The sequence below is a fragment of the Providencia sp. PROV189 genome, from assembly GCF_028480065.1.
GTDB classification, from domain to species: domain Bacteria; phylum Pseudomonadota; class Gammaproteobacteria; order Enterobacterales; family Enterobacteriaceae; genus Providencia; species Providencia stuartii.
Genome location: NZ_JAMPOG010000003.1, coordinates 182,923 through 203,698, shown reverse-complemented (window position 1 = coordinate 203,698; position 20,776 = coordinate 182,923). Strand labels below are relative to the sequence as shown.

The following is a 20,776-nucleotide window of genomic DNA, read 5'->3' as shown; positions in this document are numbered from 1 at the left end:
ATGTATGAAACTAAAATATGAATTCCTTAAATATCACTTTGTATTCTATGATCTGATCTTCGAACAGATGACTAAGGTTTAATCATGCGGGCAATCCAAACGCTATTTTGTATCTTCTCCCTACTATTTTCGGTGATAGGATACTCTGCTGACAATAAGTTAACCTTAGTTATTGCAGGTATGACTTCGCAACAAGTGGTTTCTATTATGGGGGAACCTTCTGATTCAGCAACGATAGAAAATGCCACCCTATTGCTCTATACCAAGCGCCCTACCATGCTTAAAATGCAAAATACTGTTCAACACTTTATTTTCCTTGATAACAAATTGGTAGAGTACGGTGAAAAGCATATTGAACCCACACATTCAGCCTATAACCTGATACCTGCCACTGAGCAACTACAGTTATGGTTAGCAGAGCAAGGCAAAGATCTTAATCCATCTGCGGCGGCTCATGACCTTACGACCAACAAAAAATAGCACCAATAATAGCGGCTTAGCTTTCTGACATCCCCCTCGTTTAAGGGCATTTCGTCCAAAAAATCGAATGTCGAGTGTATTCGCAAAGTTGCCCATCGTATTTTCAAAGCTAAAAGTGTTGATAAGACAGCCATCATTCTCCTTATCGCCCATGAATAACAGATGAGCAGCTAAAGATACCAAACCAACTCATCGCTGACGTAATCAACTCGCCCTTTACACCATGATTTAAAAAAAAGAAATTCTTTGAAAACGGAAAATGAGCAACATGCGTGTCCATTGTAATGCCATGTTTCTCACCTACGACACGATAGTTGATAGGTGGTCGTTCTTCGGGTTGTGTCGGTGTACAACAGCATCACAGCATCGATTTTGCGAGTGCGATGATTTTCGACCTAATGCCATGGTTTCGAACTGACATCATTGAGGGGAAGGTTTTTTAGGTTGCCGCTTAGTGCATTATTCATACTGATTAGTTCAAAGCCCTCACTAAACAGCGAGGGCTTTGTCAGCACTCTAAGCGACTTTTTAAAACCGATTAGATAACAAATTAATCTAATTTTACGCCGATACGACGCGCAACTTCCTCGTAAGCTTCAATTAAGCCACCGAGGCTTTGACGAAAACGGTCTTTATCCATTTTATTGAGGGTCTCTTTATCCCACAGGCGGCTACCATCTGGAGAGAACTCATCACCAAGTACGACCTTGCCTTTGAACAGGCCAAACTCCAATTTAAAATCAACGAGGATCAGCCCTGCATCCGCAAAAATTTTTGATAACACTTCATTGGCTTTATAACTTAAGCGCTTCATTTCCGCCAAGTTTTCTTTGTTCACCCACCCAAAAGTTTCACAATACGACTCATTCACCATCGGGTCATGTTTTGCATCATCTTTTAAGAACAAATCAAACAATGGTGGATTTAATTCCATCCCTTCTTCGACGCCAAGACGTTTAACCAAAGAGCCTGCTGCACGATTACGAATAACGCACTCTACGGGCACCATATCCAGTTTTTTTACCAATGCTTCTGTGTCAGAGAGCAACGCTTCCATCTGTGTTGGAATACCCGCCTCTTCTAATTTGCTCATAATAAAATGGTTAAACTTATTGTTTACCATCCCTTTACGCTCGAACTGCTCGATACGCTCGCCATCGAGTGCTGATGTATCATTACGGAATTCCAGAATTAAAAGGTCAGGATCCTCAGTGGTATAGACCGTTTTCGCCTTACCACGATACAACTCAGCTTTCTTTTGCATCTTACACACTCCAGAGATGGGATTATTCAATTAGGGTATCAACCTGCAAAATTGTGTCTGCAGATCCAGATAAGTAACAATAAAATGGTTGAAATTTACCCTTTTACCGTTACTTTTCTGCTCTGTTTCAATAAGTTATTGAATAAAAGCACCTAACAAGCTAACTAACTGATATTCAATATTTTATCTACTGTACCTAATTATAATAATAAAATCCACGCACAGACGCAAACGATTACTTAAGCTTAAACACTGGTTTTTTGTCCATTTCGCTGACCATAAAAATGAAGCTATTAATCGATTGGCATAAAGGAAGGTTGTAGGTATGACTTAAATGCAAAAAAGCCGCAACCTCAAATAGAGGCTGCGGCTCCATAACAAAGTAATAATTACTTGTCGCCGACTTTACTGAAAGCCGCTTTCAGTGCAGACACCATCTCATCATTTTGTTTCTGAGTCAGTGGTGTACCCTTAGTATTAATAAACTGCAAGCTACTGCGGTTATTCAAATCACCGACTTGAATTTTATAATCCGCTTCTGGAATTGATGGGTCATCAATCCCTAAATTTTGCCATTCTGAACTGCTCAGGCCTTTATAAGTTACCATCACAGAGCCATTTGAACGACTGCGATCACCCACTTTCATACCGATGCTTTCCAGTTTACGTGGTAAACGCTCCCAAACAGCATCAAATGGTGCACGTACGATGACAACAGGCAAGCCCGTGGCATCACTGCCAGATTGAACATCAATAATGCCATATGCACTTTGGATACTATTTTTATTGGATGTATCACGTAAAGCATACAGGCTATCGGTTAACTCATTTAGCAATAATTTGTTATAACGCTGAATTTCAGCCTGGTCCGTCACCGCTTCTGTACCTTGACGTAGGCCTAAATTCGTTACCGTCAGCGCGATCATGCCCCCTTGAGGTTGCACAGTGACTTTATGACGGCTTTCTAATGGAACGTCTTCATCCGCACGTTCCCATTTTACCCAATCCGTTTCAATCGAGCGCGACCCATCGTCTTTTGTCGTGACTGGAATATTACGCTGTTCCAAAATCATAGTGACTTGTGACCATAGCGCACTATTCTCAGGTGTATTTTCAAGCAACAAGCGGCTTGCTTCCGCGCTATCTTCAGTACGTGAACCCGCTAATTGCGAAATAGACAGTACAGGAGGGCGAATATCGAGTGCTTTACCTACTGGGCCAGATGAGGCAACTTTAGGGACGTCATATTCGCCATTTTGCAATGGTAATGTCATTCCCTGAGGTATATTCAACACTTTCAATGGCGCGGCATCGAGATAATCTTCGTTACCGCTGACCTGACGTTTATAGCGCTGATCGCTGGAACAGGCTGCCAGTAACACAACGAGTGACAGGCCAGCAACCTTCATAACCTTCGATTTTTGCAATAATGTTGCCATTAAAATTCCCTAAATTTTACAGTAGCCCAGCGAATCTCAGGGCCTGCTCCACTTTTTGTTGGCCTGACTCTGTTAACGGTGTCATTGGTAACCGTAATGTAGCGTCAGCAATCAAGCCAAGACGGTGGCAGCCCCATTTCGCTGGAATTGGATTAGGCTCAACAAATAACTGATGATGCAGACCCATCAGACGTTTGTTTAATTCACGAGCCTCAGTATATTTGCCCGCAAGCGCTAAGTCACACATTTTTACCATTTGTGCGGCTGCAACGTTAGCTGTAACAGAAATAACGCCCTGACCACCCAACTGCATGAAGTCGAGTGCCGTTGCATCATCACCGGTGAGCAACACAAAATTATCATCAACCAGTTCTTTGATTTGGTGAACCCTTGCTAAGTTCCCTGTCGCCTCTTTAATTGAAACAATATTCGCCAATTTAGCCAAGCGACCTACCGTTTCAGGCAATAAGTCACAACCTGTACGTGATGGTACATTATAGAGAATTTGTGGCAAGCTCGTGTTTTCTGATATTGCTTTAAAATGCTGATACAACCCTTCTTGTGAAGGCCTATTATAATAAGGTGTGACTGTCAGACAAGCAACAACACCTGAATTTTCAAACTCTTTTGTCAGAGAGATAGCTTCTGCAGTGGCATTTGCGCCAGCTCCTGCAATGATGGGGATGCGTCCGTCTGCCAGTTCTAGAGTTGTATGCACCACTTCAACATGTTCTTTATGAGTTAAGGTGGCAGACTCACCCGTTGTCCCAACAGACACAATCGCAGAAGTGCCGCTCTCAACGTGGTAATCAACTAATCTTTTCAAACTTTGTTTATCCAAACGACCATTTGAATCCATTGGTGTAATTACCGCAACAATACTGCCAGTTAAAAATTGTTTATAGTTTGTGTTTGAGTGAGACATAGCTATACCCCCTAAATAGTTTAGTCTCCATGGTACTTTTTCATTTCAAAGAAGAAAACCACCCAACCACAGGTTTTTAATGAATTTTGTTAATACCGCTAGGATTAACTTAAATAGAAGTAATAATTCTCGATCATGACTCGCAAGAGTGAATCTGCCCTCTTGGCAGATTCTTATTTTTGTGGTTTCCTTACCATCATCACCAAGCAGATTTTGTGCTTGAAAACATTGAGCAAAAAAGCGAATCTGCAAATTAAAAAATAAGGAACAGACTTTGCCTAAGACTGAACAGCAATTTCTTGTAATTACTGCGCTGGGTACCGATCGTCCGGGCATTGTGAATACCATCACTCGATTGGTGAGTGAATGTGATTGCAACATCGAAGACAGCCGTTTAGCGATGTTTGGTAAAGAATTTACCTTTATTATGATGCTTTCGGGTAGTTGGAATGCGATTGCACAAATTGAGGCTATTTTGCCACTAAAAGGGGCTGAATTAGAGTTACTCATTGTGATGAAACGGACGCAGAGCGTACAGACGACAGATTACCCATCAACGGTAACCGTCAATGTCGTCGTCGATGATGCACCACGCATCGTAGAACAATTTACGAATTTATTTACAACCCAGCAATGTAATATCGCGGAGCTTGTGTCAAAAACACAGCCTGCAAGTAATGGTATGCCGGCGCAACTTGAAATACAAATCACGGCACATCATCCATTGGATGATAATGGCATAATTATAAAGAATAAATTTCAACAACTATGTACAATGCTCAACGCTAAAGGCAACATAAGCATTGTAAATAATCCCAAAATGCAGAGTTAACGGAGATATATGTAATGAACCCATTGAAAGCCGGTGATAAGGCGCCTCAATTCAGCCTTCCTGACCAAGATGGTGAAATCATCAATCTTTCAGATTATCAGGGTCAACGCGTATTAGTTTACTTCTACCCTAAAGCTATGACCCCAGGGTGTACCGTTCAGGCATGCGGCCTGCGCGACGAAATGGAGACACTAAGAGAAAAGGGTGTTGAAGTTTTAGGCATTAGCACAGATAAACCCGAAAAATTGTCTCGTTTCGCTGAAAAAGAGCTATTGAACTTCGCACTATTATCAGATGAAGATCATCAAGTATGTGAACAATTTGGTGTATGGGGTGAAAAACAATTCATGGGTAAAACTTATGACGGCATTCACCGCATTAGTTTTCTCATTGATGCAAATGGAACTATTGAACATGTATTCGATAATTTCAAAACAAGCAATCACCATGAAATTGTTCTCGAGTACATAAATACTCACGCTTAACATTTAATTTGATAGGGTTGTTTAGCTTTATGCAACCCTTCTCATCCCCCTTCCCTTTATATATTTCATTACTGACTAACCTAAAAGCTAAAAGTTTTTTAGTCATCTGATTGACTGAATCATTTGAGTTAAATGGCATACTGATGGTAATGAAAGGGAAGATAGAAAAGATAGCCAAATACAGGCTCAACTTAGACTTGTTGAACCTGTTTAGCCATTAATACTATTTGCTACCGTTGAAGCTGTTGTTGGTATAAACGGTAGTTTTCCTCATCGAAGCAAACAAAAATAACTTTCTTTGGCAAGCTATTGGCGGCGAGATAGTTAGCCACAGTTTCACAGGCAATCTGTGCCGCTAATGGCTTAGGAAAGCGATAAATGCCTGTACTGATATTGGGAAAAGCAATGGTTTCGATTTGATATTCGCTCGCCAACCTCAAACTAGATAAATACGCATTGGCTAAGATTTGCGCCTCTTCATGGGTTCCATCTTGCCAAACAGGCCCTACCGTATGGATAACATACTTAGCAGGTAACTTACCTGCGGTGGTGATCACCGCGTTTCCAGGCTTACAACTACCCTATTTTGCTCTAATTTGCCGGCATTCATCAAGGATTGCACTACCACCCGCGCGATGAATCGCGCCATCAACGCCACTACCACCGAGTAAAGCACGATTCGCGGTATTAACAATCGCATCGACGGCAGTTTTCGTGATATCACCTTGCTGTAGTTCAATTTGAGTTTGCATTTCCCTCTCCATCATTCCAATTTTTGCTGACTCTCGGACGTATCCTCTGGCCACACATTGATAACAGCCTTAATCAGCGTTGCCAATGGAATAGCAAAGAAAACGCCCCAAAAACCCCATAAGCCACCAAAAATCACGACCGATAAAATAATCACTAACGGATGAAGGTTAACCGCTTCAGAAAAGAGTAATGGAACAAATAAATTACTATCTAACCCTTGAATAACAAGATAAACAATAATTAATGACCAAAAATCACTGCCAATTCCCCACTGGAATAGCGCCACCAATACCACCGGGATCGTCACAGCCACCGCACCAATATAGGGGATCAAGACTGAAACCCCAACCAGCACTGACAACAATACTGAATAGCGCAAATCAAAGTAGGCAAACCCAGCGTAGGTACAGACCCCGACAATCACCATTTCGGTCACTTTGCCGCGTAAATAGTTGGTGATTTGCTGATTCATCTCGACCCAAACTTTCCCCACCAACAAGCGGTTTCTTGGCAATACCTTTTGAACGCTACTGATAATTTTTTGTTTATCTTTTAATAAGAAAAACATCATTAAAGGCACAAGTACGGTATAAATTGCCAAGGTAAATACGCCAATGAGCGAGGCCACCGACATTTTAACCACCGATTCCGCCACTCCAGATAAACGGCTGCGGAGATTATCTGCCATCATATCGATAATACCCGCATCAACCAACGCTGGGTAACGCTCTGGTAATGTTTGCGCGAACTCGTTAAAACGCGTTACCATTTTAGGTAAGTCACCAACGAGATTGATCCCTTGTTGCCACGCCGTTGGTGCAATAATTAAAATAACCATGGCACTAATTCCAGCAAACAAGGTCAAAATAATACTGACTGCAACAACACGCGAGCAACCGATACGCTCAAGTAAGTGTGTTGGCCATTCAAGGAGATAAGCCAATACTATCGCGACCAATAAAGGGGCTAAGATATTGCTGAAGAAAAAGATGATACAGAAGCCGACAATGAGCAACGTAAACAGTGCAACAGCCTGTGGATCAGCAAAACGTCGCCGATACCATTGTAATAACATTTCCAGCATTTATTAGCTCCTTGGAAATTAATGCTTTAAAGACAGTTCCTAAATTATCGAAAATTATACCAATTAACAGACATTTCGGTAGCTTTTGCTATCATGGATTGATCTCAAAATTAATCGTTGTACGGGATGCAATTGTTTCATGAATAAAAAACTGAAAAATCCACTTCTAGTTTTATTGATAGCCGCGTGCGTCAACGGCGCTGTGCTCCCTGCTTACAGTGCCGTTGAGGACACACTTCCTGATATCGGTACGACAGCGGGTGGTACACTGAGCATCAATCAAGAAATTATTATGGGTGATGCTATCACTCGCCAGATCCGTGCCAGTACACCATTGATTTACGACCCACTGCTTAATCAATACATCAATAAGCTGGGGATGCGGTTAGTGAAAAGTGCCGACTCCGTGAGAACGCCCTTTAAATTCTATTTGGTGAATAACCCCAATATTAACGCCTATGCCTATTTTGGGGGTAATGTGGTGCTGCACTCCGCACTATTTCGCTATAGCCAAAATGAGAGCCAATTAGCTTCTGTCATGGCGCACGAAATTTCTCACGTAACGCAGCGTCACTTAGCACGCATGATGGAAGACCAAAAAAGCACCACTCCCCTTGCGATTGCCGGTACGATTGGGTCGTTATTATTAGTTATGGCAAACCCACAAGCAGGGTTCGCCGCTTTAACGGGAACCATGGCAGGCGTCCAACAAGGAATGATCAGTTTTACTCAAGCCAACGAGCAAGAAGCAGACCGTATTGGCTTACAGACCTTAAGGCGAGCAGGTTTTGATCCTCACTCTATGGCCGACTTTATGCAAGTGATGTCAGATCAAACCCGCTATATGTCAAAACCCCCTGAAATATTGCTGACTCACCCACTACCAGATAGCCGTTTAGCGGATGCGCGTAACCGTTCTAATCAGTATCCAAAGGTTACCATACCTTCATCAGAAGACTTTATGCTAGCCCGTGTTCGTATTTTATCCATGTATACGTCAGGACAACAGCATGCATTAGATCAAATTCTGGATAATTATAGTCGAGGCACTCCTCAAGAAAAGATAGCGGCTGACTATGGTCGTGCTTTGAAGTTATCGCAAGATAAGAAATATGCCGAAGCGACCAAGATCATGAGCAACCTACTGGAAAAACAACCCGATAATCCTTGGTTTATCGATGTTATGACAGATTTGGATATTGAGCAAAATCGTGCAGCCCAAGCGGTGACTCGTTTACAAAATGCATTAAAAAAATCACCAAGCAACCCCGTATTACAAATCAACCTTGCCAACGCTTTAATTAACAATAAGCAGTATCAAACGGCTATTTCATTACTGAACAAATATACCTTCAATTATCCCGAGGATCCTAATGGTTGGGATCTGTTAGCTGAAGCCTCAGCGAAATCAGGTAAGCGTAATGAAGAGCTAGCCGCTTATGCAGAAGGTATGGCGCTTCGAGGTAACTATGATAACGCGATTAATTATCTCAGCGAAGCGAGTCGAAAAAGTCGTCTGGGAAGTTATGAGCAACAACGCTATGATGCTCGCATAGATGAGCTAAGAAAATTACAATTAAGAGACAGTAAAGCTAAACCGTAAGGAATGATGACCATGACGGATACAATTACCATTTATCATAATCCTCGTTGCTCTAAAAGCCGTGAAACGCTTGCATTATTAGAATCTAAAGGGGTCACACCAACAATCGTTGAGTATTTAAAAAATCCCCCTAGCGTTGCTGAAATCAAACGGTTATTAAAGGCATTAGGCTTCTCTGATGCACGGCAATTAATGCGTAGCAAAGAGGATATCTACAAAGAATTGGGTCTTGGAAACGACGCTTTAACGCAAGAGCAATTAATTCAAGCCATGCATGACAACCCAAAATTAATTGAGCGCCCTATTGTTGTCAAAGGGAAAACGGCAAAATTAGGTCGCCCGCCAGAGCAGGTTCTTGATGTTCTCTAATGGCTCAAAAAAAGGCAGTGGATCACTGCCTTTATAATTGGAGGATATCTTTAACAAACGGGATAGTCAGTTTGCGTTGTGCAACGATCGAGGCATGATCCAGTTTGTTCAAAATATCAAACAATGTTCCCATTTTTCTATCTAACCGTTTTAATACAAAACGGCATACATCTTCGGGTAATTCAAACCCTCGCATTCTTGCCCGCAATTGTAGCGCACAAATTTTATCTTCATCGCTAAGTGGATGGAGTTTATAAATCTGCCCCCAATCCAACCGAGAGGCTAAATCAGGCAGTGAGAGATCGATTTGTCTTGGTGGTCTATCACCAGTGATCAGCAAACAAGTTCGACCAATTTCTAAAATGCGATTATACAAATTGAAAACGGCCATTTCCCATTCAGGATCGCCTGCGATACATTGAATATTATCAATACAAACCAGTGAAAGGTGTTCCATCCCATCAAGGACTTCAGGTACAAAATAGGCACGCTTATCAAGCGGAACATAGCCCACGGCCATATCTTGTTCTGATAATTCAGCGCATGCGGCATGCAGTAGGTGACTCTTACCGCCCCCTTCACGAGACCAATAATAAATATAACTACCATGCGATTGGTTAATGGCGAGTTTAATAGCAGATAGCAACGCCTCATTTTCGCCTGCATAAAAGCTGGCAAACGTTTCGTCATCGGGTAGATACAGTGGTAGTGAAAGTTGCGATGGTGTGTTCAGAAGCACCTCTGACTGTGCAAAACAATTAACACTTGCAAGTTTACCATAAATTTCAAGCATAAATGAACAAGAAGAAACTTAATTGCCGATGCTTTCATCACATCGGCAATGAGACAACTGTTTTATTTCGTGGAATGTTTCGTATCAACTTCTTCGATATCTGAGGTTACAAACTGCTTTTCAGGACGAACAAAAGTGATAAAACGGAATAATAGTGCCATGACAATACCCACGATGGTTGCCAATGCCATGCCTTTCAATTCGGCTTGACCAATATGAATAACCGCACCACTAACACCAATAATCAAGATCACAGAGGTCAAGATCAAGTTTTGGGGTTTATTGTAGTCAACTTTAGAGTCGATTAGCACACGAATACCTGAAGCCCCGATCACCCCATAAAGCAGCAAAGACACCCCTCCCATTACAGGTACTGGCACTAACTGAATCGCCGCCGCTAATTTCCCCACACAAGAAAGTAAAATTGCGATGATTGCTGCCCCACCAATGACCCAAGAGCTATACACCTTAGTGATCGCCATTACACCAATATTTTCACCGTAGGTGGTATTAGGTGTTGAACCAAAGAACCCTGACAACACCGTAGAGAAACCGTTTGCAAACATTGAACGATGTAAGCCAGGGTTTTTCAATAAGTCACGCTCAACAATATTTGCAGTTACCACCAAGTGGCCTACATGTTCAGCAATAACGACTAATGCGGCAGGTAGAATAGTCAAAATAGCGAACCATTCAAAACGTGGCGTATAAAACGTTGGAATTGCAAACCATGGTGCTTCAATAACAGGCGTAAAGTCCACAATGCCCATAAAGTAGGATAAGGCGTAGCCAACTAAGAAACCAATCAAAATAGGAATGATGGATAAGAACCCGCGGAACACGACAGCACACAAAATAGTCACTGACAGTGTTGTGATAGAAATAATTAACGTATTAGGATCTACCGCGACCCCTTCTTTTGGCAGTAACCCTGCCATACCGGCGGCCGTTTGAGCCAATTCGAGGCCAATAACCGCGACAATCGCTCCCATCGCAGCAGGAGGAAACATGACGTTAATCCAACCTCGACCCGCCACCTTAACAATCAAGGCCACAATGCAAAACAGTATTCCGCAAATAATAAAGCCACCCAATGCAAGTTCATAACCGAGTGGTAGCAAAATCATGACTGGTGAAATAAAAGCAAAACTCGACCCTAAATAGGCAGGAATTTTCCCTTTACAAATAAATAAATAAAGTAAGGTGCCAATCCCATTGAACAGCAAAATAGTTGCTGGGTTAACACCAAACAAGATCGGTACAATTACAGTCGCGCCAAACATGGCAAACAGATGTTGAAAACTAAGCGGTATGGTTTGTAATAATGGTGGCCTTTCTTCAACACTAATTGCACGACGTGTCATTTCTTTTCATCCCCTTAATGTATTTTTATAATCAAAAAAAAGCCGACTTCTAAAGTCGGCTAATTATTATTTAGTACCAAATATCTTATCGCCAGCATCACCTAGCCCAGGAACAATATACCCGTGTTCATTTAAATATTGATCAATAGACGCGGTATATAGCTCAACATCTGGATGGGCAGCTTCTAATGCTGCAATTCCTTCAGGAGCAGCAACAAGTACGAGTACTTTAATGGATTTACAACCTGCGCCTTTTAATAGATCGATAGTTGCAATCATTGAACCACCCGTTGCTAACATTGGGTCAACAACCAACGCCATACGCTCATCAATGTTTGAAACTAATTTCTGGAAGTAAGAGACAGGTTTAAAGGTTTCTTCATCACGATAAACACCCACCACACTGATACGTGCGCTTGGAATGCTTTCTAAAACCCCGTTCATCATACCAATACCGGCACGAAGGATAGGTACGACAGTGATTTTTTTCCCTTTTATTTGCTCTATTTCTACAGGACCACACCAACCTTCAATGGTGACTTTCTCAGTTTCTAGGTCAGCGGTTGCTTCATAAGTCAGTAGGCTACCAACCTCTGAGGCCAGTTCACGAAAGCGTTTAGTGCTTATATCATGATCTCGCATCAGGCCGAGTTTATGTTTAACGAGAGGGTGTTTTACCTCAACGATCTTCATGGGATTCTCCTACTATTTTAGTCGCCAGCGCACAAAAAAATCGCGGGATTATAACTCTTTTTACAGAAGATGCCACTAGGCAGCGTTTGATTGATGTCAAAACAATCAGAAATAACCTATTTTTATTATTACACTGTAAGTATATCCACCACTATTTTATCTGTTTGATTGAACATGGCAGCAATATCAATGCCATGATAAATACGCACACCAATCTCAATTTAAGATTATAGATGTATCCCATTATTTTACCCTAATGTGATAGACATAAATTCTTGCCATAAAAAGCAGGAACCAGATAACGGCAATGCCTTATTTCCCACCAACCAAAATCCCCTCATTTTTTCATTCACAAAGCTATCGCAAACGTTTGCTTTGCCTGTTAGAATAGTATTTATTGAAGTTTATTTTCCGAAACGCAATTGCCTTGGGGGCCGTAGTGACTGATAAAACCTCTCTCAGCTATAAAGATGCCGGTGTTGACATTGATGCAGGTAACGCATTGGTTGATCGAATTAAAGGTGTAGTGAAAGAAACTCGCCGACCAGAAGTTATGGGAGGATTAGGCGGATTTGGCGCATTATGTTCCCTGCCACAAAAATACCGTGAGCCTGTTTTAGTTTCAGGTACAGATGGTGTAGGCACTAAACTACGCCTCGCGATGGACCTAAACCGTCATGACACTATCGGTATCGATTTAGTGGCGATGTGTGTTAATGACTTAATTGTCCAAGGTGCTGAGCCTCTATTTTTCCTTGATTACTACGCAACAGGTAAGCTAGATGTTGATACTGCCACCAGCGTGATCACAGGTATCGCAGAAGGTTGTAAACAATCAGGTTGTGCCCTCGTGGGGGGTGAAACCGCTGAAATGCCTGGCATGTACCATGGTGACGATTACGATGTAGCGGGTTTCTGCGTTGGTGTGGTCGAACGCGCTGAGATCATTGATGGTAGCAAAGTCAGTGCTGGTGATGCGCTGATCGCCCTCGCCTCAAGCGGTCCTCACTCTAACGGCTACTCTTTGATCCGCAAAATTTTAGAAGTCAGTCAAACGAACCCAGAGGTCACGCAACTGGAAGGCCAATCACTGGCAGATCACCTGTTAGCGCCTACACGTATTTACGTCAAAAATGTATTAGCGCTGATTGAAAAATGCGATATTCACGCCATCGCGCACATTACTGGTGGTGGTTTCTGGGAAAATATTCCTCGTGTATTACCTGAAAACACCCAAGCACAAATCGATGAAAATAGCTGGCAGTGGCCGGCGGTATTCAATTGGCTACAAACGGCGGGCAGCGTGACTACTCACGAAATGTATCGCACATTTAACTGTGGTGTCGGTATTATCATCGCGCTGCCACAAGCTGAAGTCGATGCGGCACTCACTTTACTTAATGGTTTAGGTGAAACCGCATGGCAGATAGGTACCATTGCTGAATTGCCTGCTGGTGAAGAGCAGGTTGTTATCCGCTAATGAAAAAAATCGTCGTGCTTATCTCAGGCAGCGGCAGTAATTTACAGTCGCTGATGGATGCCACTTCGCATGATCTTCAAGCGCAAGTTGTGGCAGTGATCAGTAATCAACCTGAGGCTTACGGGCTTATTCGTGCGCAGAAGGCTGGGATCCCAGCCTTATCACTCAGCGCGAGCGCTTTTGCTAACCGCGAAGCATATGATGCTGCACTAATGGGGATGATTGACGAATATCAGCCTGATTTGGTTGTGTTAGCTGGATTTATGCGAATTTTGACCGCGGGCTTCGTTAAACACTATGCAGGAAGAATGCTCAATATCCACCCTTCTCTATTGCCTAAATATCCGGGCCTACACACCCATCGTAAAGCGATAGAAAACGGCGATAGCGAGCATGGAACATCAGTGCATTTTGTTACCGAGGAGTTGGATGGCGGCCCAGTGATCTTACAGGCTAAAGTTCCTATTTTCCCGGATGATACCGAAAAAGAGGTCATTGAGCGGGTAAAGGCGCAAGAGCACAATATTTACCCCCAAGTTGTACAATGGTTCGTCAGTGGTCGTTTGGCCATGGTCGGCAACCATGCTTACTTAGATGGTCAGTGTTTACCGCCCCAAGGCTATGTAAATGAATAACACTTGGTTATTTCCACATTGATTTATGTTGAGGGCAAAGAGAAATCTCTGCCCTTTTTGCTGTTCACGAAAAGTCGCAGTATAAATAAAGTGCATTAATCTTCACCAGTTAGAAAGAGTCACTGCTTTGTGTCATTATTTTATCGTAAATTAGTGGTATCCTTATCAACTGAGAGTGAAAATAAATTTGCTCTGTTATTTATCGTGATGATCTGCAAAATCGATAATTAACTATCTACTTTTTAAACAAAACTGAGGTGTTATATGACGACCGGGCAAGTTCATCCGTTTAGGTTGCGCCCACTTGAACGTGAAGATTTAGCGTTTATCCACCAACTTGATAATAATGCCAGTGTTATGCGCTACTGGTTTGAAGAGCCTTATGAGGCTTTCGTCGAGCTGAGTGACCTTTATGATAAACATATTCATGACCAATCAGAGCGGCGTTTTATTGTTGAAAATGACAGTGAAAAAGTCGGCTTAGTTGAATTGGTGGAAATCGATTATGTTCACCGTCGTTCTGAGTTTCAGATCATCATCGCACCAAGCCATCAAGGCCACGGTTATGCAACTCGCGCTGCGAAATTGGCTATGGATTACGCTTTTTCTGTGCTCAATCTATATAAGCTTTACCTCATTGTAGATAAAGAAAATATCAAAGCTATCCACATTTATAATAAACTGGGCTTCCACACAGAAGGCGAACTAATTGACGAGTTTTTTGTCAACGGACGTTATCATACCGCGATCCGTATGTGCATTTTCCAGCACCAATATTTTGCGAGTAAAGCACAGTCAACGCATCCTGAAAGTGTTGTCAGCCCGCATGCGACCATCAAACAGCAAGTTTAGTGCTCTATCCTCGCGACGTTATTTGAGGTGCAACTAAACACAAGATAAATGTGTCGCCAGAGAAATACAGAAATCTGTAACTCATGCGAATAAAAATAGCCATAATATGGCGAAAACTTAAGGTGTGCTGTCGCTAGGTTATACACCTTTAAGTTTATGTATTTAGTACAATATGGAGCAACAATGTCCCAAGAACGCCTATACCACGAAAAAGAGTTAAGCTGGCTTGCTTTTAACGAACGCGTTTTACAAGAAGCAGCAGATAAGCGAAATCCTCTTATCGAGCGTATGCGCTTTTTGGGCATTTATTCCAATAACCTAGATGAATTCTACAAAGTCCGTTTTGCAGACGTGAAACGGCGTATCTTAATCAATGAGGAGCGTGGCTCCGCCAGCGGTGCACGCCACCTACTTAAGCGCATTCAAAATAAAGTAGCCAAGCAAGATCAAGAGTTCGACATTCTCTATAACGACCTTTTGCTTGAAATGGCGCGCAACCAAATTTTCTTAATTAACGAGCGGCAAATATCGCCCCGCCAACAAATTTGGTTACGTCAATACTTTCGCCAACATTTGCGCCAACACATTACCCCTATTTTGATTAATCCAGATACCAACCTAGTCGAGTTTCTCAAAGATGACTATACCTATCTGGCTGTTGAAATTATTAACGGCGGTAATGTGCAATATGCTCTGTTAGAGATCCCCTCTGACAAGGTGCCTCGGTTTGTCAATCTGCCACCGGAAATGCCCAAACGGCGCAAATCAATGGTGCTTATCGACAACATTTTGCGCTATACCTTGGATGAAATCTTCAAGGGCTTCTTTGATTATGATGAATTAAACGCTTATTCCATGAAAATGACCCGCGATGCGGAATATGACATCGCCACCGAAATGGAATCAAGCTTACTGGAAATCATGTCATCGACATTAAAACAGCGCTTAACCGCAGAGCCTGTCCGTTTTGTTTATCAGCGCGATATGCCTGATGAAATGGTTGCCGTCTTACGTGAAAAACTGGGATTATCCAATGATGACTCAGTTATTGCGGGCGGGCGTTACCACAATTTTAAAGATTTTATTAACTTCCCCAACGAAGGCAATAAAACCCTTTTAAACAAACCATTGCCACGATTACGCCACCGCTGGTTTGATAACTTCCGTAACGGTTTTGATGCCATTCGCGAACGCGATGTGCTGCTCTACTACCCTTATTACACCTTTGAGCACACGCTTGAGTTGCTCAGGCAAGCCTCATTTGATCCCAGCGTATTATCTATCAAGATCAATATTTATCGTGTGGCAAAAGATTCACGCATTATTGATTCGATGATCCATGCGGCCCATAACGGCAAAAAAGTCACTGTTGTGGTTGAATTACAGGCTCGATTCGATGAAGAAGCGAATATTCATTGGGCGAAACGGCTGACAGAGGCTGGGGTCCACGTCATTTTCTCGGCCCCGGGTCTGAAAATCCATGCGAAACTCTTTATTATTTCGCGAATGGAAGATGGCGAAATTATTCGTTATGCCCATATCGGTACAGGTAACTTTAATGAAAAAACCGCGCGCCTCTATACTGATTACTCGTTGTTAACAGCAAATGAACAGATCACCAATGAGGTTCGTCGGGTATTTAGCTTTATTGAAAACCCATATCGTCCTGTCACCTTTGATAATTTAATGGTTTCACCACAAAATACACGGATCCGCCTCAATGCGCTAATTGACCAAGAAATTGCTAATGCGCGAGCGGGGCTTCCCAGTGGGATCACCTTAAAAATTAATAATCTGGTTGATAAAGAACTGACTGATAAACTGTATGATGCTTCCAATGCGGGTGTTAAAATTCGTCTACTAGTAAGAGGGATGTGTTCACTTGTTGCAGGGCAACCGGGCTACAGTGAAAACATTCAAGTCACCAGTATTGTTGACCGCTTTTTGGAGCATGACCGCGTTTATGTCTTTACTAATGCGGGTGATGAAAAAGTCTTTATCTCCTCGGCAGATTGGATGACTCGAAATATTGATTACCGTATTGAAGTGGCGGTGCGCTTAGTCGATGACCGGCTCAAACAACGGGTTTTAGATATCCTTGAGCTCCAATTTAACGATACCGTCAAGGCACGTTATGTTGACAAAGATCTCAGTAATCATTATGTTCCCCGCGGTAATAAGCGCAAAATTCAGGCGCAACTTGCTATATACGACTATTTGAAATCACTCGAAACGCCTGAGACAAGGTCCTAACATACTATGCCATTAACTAATATATCGACGCCTAGGCCTCAAGAAATTGCGGCTATCGACCTTGGTTCTAACAGCTTTCATATGGTGATTGCACGTATTGTCAACGGTGCACTGCAAATCCTGACGCGTTTAAAAAAACGGGTACACCTTGCTGACGGATTAAGTGATACCAATGAGCTTAGTGAAGAAGCCATGGAACGCGGTTTGGCTTGCCTTGCGCTTTTTGCCGAACGCCTACAAGGTTTTACAGAAGAAAACGTCTGTATCGTAGGCACTCACTCTTTGCGTGTTGCAACCAATGTTGAAGAGTTTTTGAACCGTGCAAAAAAAATAATTCCCTATCCCATTGAAATTATTTCTGGGCAAGAAGAAGCGCGTTTGATTTTTATGGGGGTGGAACACACCCAGCCTGAAAAAGGCCGTAAACTGGTAATAGATATTGGTGGTGGCTCAACAGAATTAGTCATTGGCGAGAAATTCGAACCATTATTAATTGATAGCCGCCGTATGGGGTGTGTCAGCTTTGCGCGTAACTATTTCCCCAATGAAACCATTACGGCAGATAATTTCAACCGAGCCTACCTCACGGCCTGCTTAAAACTTGAGCAAACCGCCACAAAATTTAAGCGTATGCACTGGGATGTTGCCATGGGGGCATCAGGTACGATTAAAGCGGCTCATGCCGTGATTGTTGAAATGGGTGAGCGCGACGGCATCATTACGCGTGATCGGCTAGAAAAAATTAAGCAAATGGCGCTGAAATATAAAACCTTTTCGGCAGTGGATCTACCGGGTTTATCCGTTGAACGTAAACATGTTTTTGTGCCCGGATTAGCCATTTTATGTGCTGTCTTTGATACATTAGAGATTAAAGAGTTACGGCTCTCAGATGGCGCATTGCGTGAAGGGGTGCTTTATGAAATGGAAGGTCGTTTCCGTCATCAAGACATTCGCCAACGTACGGCACTTAGCCTTGCCGAGCATTATAATATCGATAGAGAGCAAGCTAGACGTGTATTAAAAACCATGGAGGAGCTGTATCACCAATGGAGCCAGCAAAATCCAAAGTTAGCCAACCCGCAACTTGAGTCTATCCTTATTTGGGCGGTTATGCTGCATGAGGTCGGTCTACATATCAACCAAAGTGGGTTACATCGCCACTCCGCCTATATTTTGCAAAATACTACGTTACCGGGGTTTAATCAGGAGCAACAGCTGTTACTTGCAACACTGGTTCGTAACCATCGGCGTGCTATTAAATTTGATGATATCCCTAAATTTAATTTATATAAAAGAAAACAATTTTTACCCTTGATACAAATTTTACGCTTATCAATACTTCTGAATAATCAAAGACAATCAACAACTACCCCATCATCATTACGCTTAGAAACCGATGATGGCCACTGGACACTGTATCTACCTGCCCAGTATTTGACTCAGAATGCGTTGATGCAGCTCGATCTTGAGAAAGAAAGCGCTTACTGGGAGGATGTCCCTGGCTGGAAATTAGACATCCGCGAAGAGCCAAATTAGTTATAATATTAATGCACTACATGGCGTTTTTTTGCACTACTCATAATGAATCGGTTTTCGCCCATTTGTTATAATTATTAATATTTATTTGGGTTAATGGACAATAAATGGCAAAATAAAGGTATTTATTTGTAAATGGACCCATAAAAGGTACAAAAGTGCCTATAAAGCTTTAAGGATTAAAATGTCACAAACTGCTTTTTCAACCGATGCGGTACAAACAATCAATCCGCACTCTCAAAAACTGGCCTATATCCGCCAGCAAATCCTAACACTATTTTTGGATGACGAGGAGTTCGTCCAAGCTCTGATTGAGCACGACCAACATGTTAGTTTGAGTGATAAAGCATTAAGTGAAAAAATCAATGCTGTAAAAGAATTATTGATTGACTTACATGCCGCGGATATCGCCGATATTTTAGAGATGTTGCCTTATGATGAACGTCTCGCACTTTGGCATCTGATCGATAACACCGAACGCGGTGAGGTGTTAGTCGAAGCTTCTGTCGCTGTTTGGGATAGCCTGATTAAGGATATGTCTGACAGGGAACTTCTACGCGCTGTTGCTAACCTACATGTTGATGAACAAGCGTATATTGCAGAGCATTTACCACAAGATACCATGCGTAGGTTATTGACCTACCTTGATCCAAGCTTACGAAGTCGTATTCGTGAAGTTCTGCAATATGCAAAAGACAGCGTCGGTCAAATGATGGATTTCGAGTTTGTCACCGTACGTCCAAATGTCACACTAAAAACCGTTCAACGCTATTTACGCCAGCGCGGTAAAATTCCAGAAGCAACAGATAAAATCTTTGTTGTCGACAATAATAACTATTTGCAGGGTGAATTACCTCTAACAACCATATTAACGCAATCCCCTGAGCGGATTGTGGCTGACGTGATGAAAACAGACACGGTCACTTTCTTGCCAGATGAAAAAGGCGAAGATGCAGCCAGTGCGTTCGAACGTTATGACTTGATCTCCGCCGCGGTGGTTGACAGCAGTGGTCTATTGATGGGTCGTTTAACCGTTGAAGATATCGTTGATAACTTAAATGAAGAAAACGATAACAGCATCCGTCGTATGGGGGGGTTAAGCCCTGAAGAAGACGTGTTCGCCCCTGTCGGTCAAGCCGTCAAAACGCGTTGGACATGGCTAGCCATCAACCTGTGTACTGCGTTCGTCGCATCACGGGTGATTGGGGTATTCGAAGATACCATTTCCCAATTGGTTGCCTTAGCCACCTTAATGCCTATTGTCGCAGGTATTGGGGGAAATACGGGTAACCAAACAATTACCATGATCGTACGTGCGATTGCTTTACACCAAATCCAAACCGGAAGCTTCTCATTCTTAATGCTCAGAGAGCTAGGCGTTGCCTTTATTAACGGTGTTGTTTGGGGGGGGATCATGGGGGTTATCACCTATTTCCTCTATGGCGACCTTGCAATGGGAGCCGTAATGACGCTCGCGATGATCTTAAACTTACTCATGGCGGCAATTATGGGGGTACTTATCCCTCTCATTATGCTTAAACTTGGTAAAGACCCTGCCATCGGCTCCAGTGTAATGATCACCGCTATCACTGACACAGGTGGTTTCTTTATCTTCTTAGGCTTAGCCACCCTGTTCTTGGTTTAACCACCTACTTGGCATACCCAGAAAATAATACGCTGGGTATGCCTAATGATAATATTCCGCCCTTCTCGCCTTTGCCGACATATTTAGACTGAAAATTTCCTAAATAACGACTCAATGAATGCTATTTCATTTTTCAGCTATTTTTAATTTTCATTACTATTATTAAGATTATTAATTACGAATAATCAAATTAATAATTTGTTACTTTATCGATGAATTAATCGGCGAAAACAGATGTGAAATAACCAATTCCCCTGCCTTTTTTGAAAAAGAACTATATGATCTGCTGCA

The 20,776-nt window shown here is 42.4% G+C and carries 18 protein-coding genes and 1 pseudogene; 11 read left to right on the top strand and 8 right to left on the bottom strand.

The features are described 5' to 3' along the window. The first annotated feature begins 84 nt into the window (after positions 1-84). Positions 85-480 carry a hypothetical protein gene (locus PR833_RS02265; RefSeq protein WP_102780501.1) on the top strand — a complete coding sequence of 132 codons (396 nt, stop codon included), beginning with the start codon at positions 85-87 and terminating at the stop codon, positions 478-480. A 550-nt stretch (positions 481-1,030) separates the two neighbouring features. Here the strand turns inward: PR833_RS02265 and purC are convergent. The 3 genes from purC to dapA all read right to left on the bottom strand — a co-directional run bounded on the left by purC (position 1,031) and on the right by dapA (position 4,108). Then, entirely contained in the window at positions 1,031-1,744 is a 714-nt protein-coding gene (purC, locus tag PR833_RS02260) for a phosphoribosylaminoimidazolesuccinocarboxamide synthase (RefSeq protein ID WP_004920604.1), read from the bottom strand. A 389-nt stretch (positions 1,745-2,133) separates the two neighbouring features. Further along, complete coding sequence (gene bamC / locus PR833_RS02255; RefSeq protein ID WP_004920611.1) at positions 2,134-3,183, bottom strand: outer membrane protein assembly factor BamC; 1,050 nt, start codon at positions 3,181-3,183, stop codon at positions 2,134-2,136. A 16-nt stretch (positions 3,184-3,199) separates the two neighbouring features. After that, complete coding sequence (gene dapA, locus PR833_RS02250) at positions 3,200-4,108, bottom strand: 4-hydroxy-tetrahydrodipicolinate synthase (RefSeq protein ID WP_004920614.1); 909 nt, start codon at positions 4,106-4,108, stop codon at positions 3,200-3,202. A 274-nt stretch (positions 4,109-4,382) separates the two neighbouring features. Between dapA and PR833_RS02245 the strand changes: the two genes are divergently transcribed. Together PR833_RS02245 and bcp are read left to right on the top strand one after the other, a co-directional pair. Next, the gene (locus PR833_RS02245) at positions 4,383-4,940 is read left to right on the top strand and encodes a glycine cleavage system transcriptional repressor (RefSeq protein WP_004920620.1); all 558 of its coding nucleotides are present in this window, start codon (positions 4,383-4,385) and stop codon (positions 4,938-4,940) included. 14 nt (positions 4,941-4,954) lie between these two features. Next, the gene (gene bcp, locus PR833_RS02240; protein WP_004920623.1) at positions 4,955-5,425 is read left to right on the top strand and encodes a thioredoxin-dependent thiol peroxidase; all 471 of its coding nucleotides are present in this window, start codon (positions 4,955-4,957) and stop codon (positions 5,423-5,425) included. A 230-nt stretch (positions 5,426-5,655) separates the two neighbouring features. Here the strand turns inward: bcp and PR833_RS02235 are convergent. Beyond that, a pseudogene (locus PR833_RS02235) lies at positions 5,656-6,177 on the bottom strand (O-acetyl-ADP-ribose deacetylase). An 11-nt stretch (positions 6,178-6,188) separates the two neighbouring features. Then, positions 6,189-7,262, bottom strand: a complete 1,074-nt coding sequence (locus tag PR833_RS02230) for an AI-2E family transporter (protein WP_004920629.1) — start codon at positions 7,260-7,262, stop codon at positions 6,189-6,191. A gap of 139 nt (positions 7,263-7,401) precedes the next feature. Here PR833_RS02230 and PR833_RS02225 point away from each other — a divergent pair, with 139 nt between their 5' ends. Beyond that, positions 7,402-8,865 carry a beta-barrel assembly-enhancing protease gene (locus PR833_RS02225; RefSeq protein WP_061063943.1) on the top strand — a complete coding sequence of 488 codons (1,464 nt, stop codon included), beginning with the start codon at positions 7,402-7,404 and terminating at the stop codon, positions 8,863-8,865. Between the two features lie 12 nt (positions 8,866-8,877). Next, positions 8,878-9,234, top strand: coding sequence for an arsenate reductase (glutaredoxin) (gene arsC / locus PR833_RS02220; RefSeq protein ID WP_014656124.1), 357 nt, complete (start codon positions 8,878-8,880; stop codon positions 9,232-9,234). A gap of 31 nt (positions 9,235-9,265) precedes the next feature. Here the strand turns inward: arsC and hda are convergent, their stop codons facing one another. The 3 genes from hda to upp form a co-directional block, all read right to left on the bottom strand. After that, positions 9,266-10,027 carry a DnaA inactivator Hda gene (gene hda, locus PR833_RS02215; protein ID WP_004920642.1) on the bottom strand — a complete coding sequence of 254 codons (762 nt, stop codon included), beginning with the start codon at positions 10,025-10,027 and terminating at the stop codon, positions 9,266-9,268. 62 nt (positions 10,028-10,089) lie between these two features. Beyond that, positions 10,090-11,391: a uracil permease gene (uraA, locus tag PR833_RS02210; protein WP_004920645.1), complete on the bottom strand. Its 1,302-nt coding sequence runs from the start codon at positions 11,389-11,391 to the stop codon at positions 10,090-10,092. Positions 11,392-11,457: 66 nt separating this feature from the next. Continuing rightward, positions 11,458-12,084 (bottom strand): uracil phosphoribosyltransferase, encoded by a 627-nt coding sequence (gene upp, locus PR833_RS02205; protein WP_004920648.1) that lies wholly within the window; start codon positions 12,082-12,084, stop codon positions 11,458-11,460. Positions 12,085-12,523: 439 nt separating this feature from the next. Here upp and purM point away from each other — a divergent pair, with 439 nt between their 5' ends. The 6 genes from purM (at position 12,524) to mgtE (ending at position 20,485) form a co-directional block, all read left to right on the top strand. After that, positions 12,524-13,564, top strand: a complete 1,041-nt coding sequence (gene purM, locus PR833_RS02200) for a phosphoribosylformylglycinamidine cyclo-ligase (protein WP_036940555.1) — start codon at positions 12,524-12,526, stop codon at positions 13,562-13,564. After that, entirely contained in the window at positions 13,564-14,199 is a 636-nt protein-coding gene (gene purN / locus PR833_RS02195) for a phosphoribosylglycinamide formyltransferase (RefSeq protein WP_004920661.1), read from the top strand. Before purM ends, purN begins: the two co-directional genes overlap by 1 nt. Positions 14,200-14,463: 264 nt before the next feature. Next, a complete protein-coding gene (gene speG / locus PR833_RS02190; RefSeq protein WP_004920666.1) occupies positions 14,464-15,051 on the top strand; it encodes a spermidine N1-acetyltransferase in 588 nt (195 codons plus the stop codon). Positions 15,052-15,234: 183 nt separating this feature from the next. After that, positions 15,235-17,304 (top strand): polyphosphate kinase 1, encoded by a 2,070-nt coding sequence (gene ppk1, locus PR833_RS02185; RefSeq protein ID WP_104873531.1) that lies wholly within the window; start codon positions 15,235-15,237, stop codon positions 17,302-17,304. 6 nt (positions 17,305-17,310) lie between these two features. Further along, positions 17,311-18,840 (top strand): exopolyphosphatase, encoded by a 1,530-nt coding sequence (gene ppx / locus PR833_RS02180; protein ID WP_004920671.1) that lies wholly within the window; start codon positions 17,311-17,313, stop codon positions 18,838-18,840. Between the two features lie 184 nt (positions 18,841-19,024). After that, positions 19,025-20,485 carry a magnesium transporter gene (gene mgtE, locus PR833_RS02175; protein ID WP_004920674.1) on the top strand — a complete coding sequence of 487 codons (1,461 nt, stop codon included), beginning with the start codon at positions 19,025-19,027 and terminating at the stop codon, positions 20,483-20,485. The last annotated feature ends 291 nt before the right edge of the window (positions 20,486-20,776 follow it).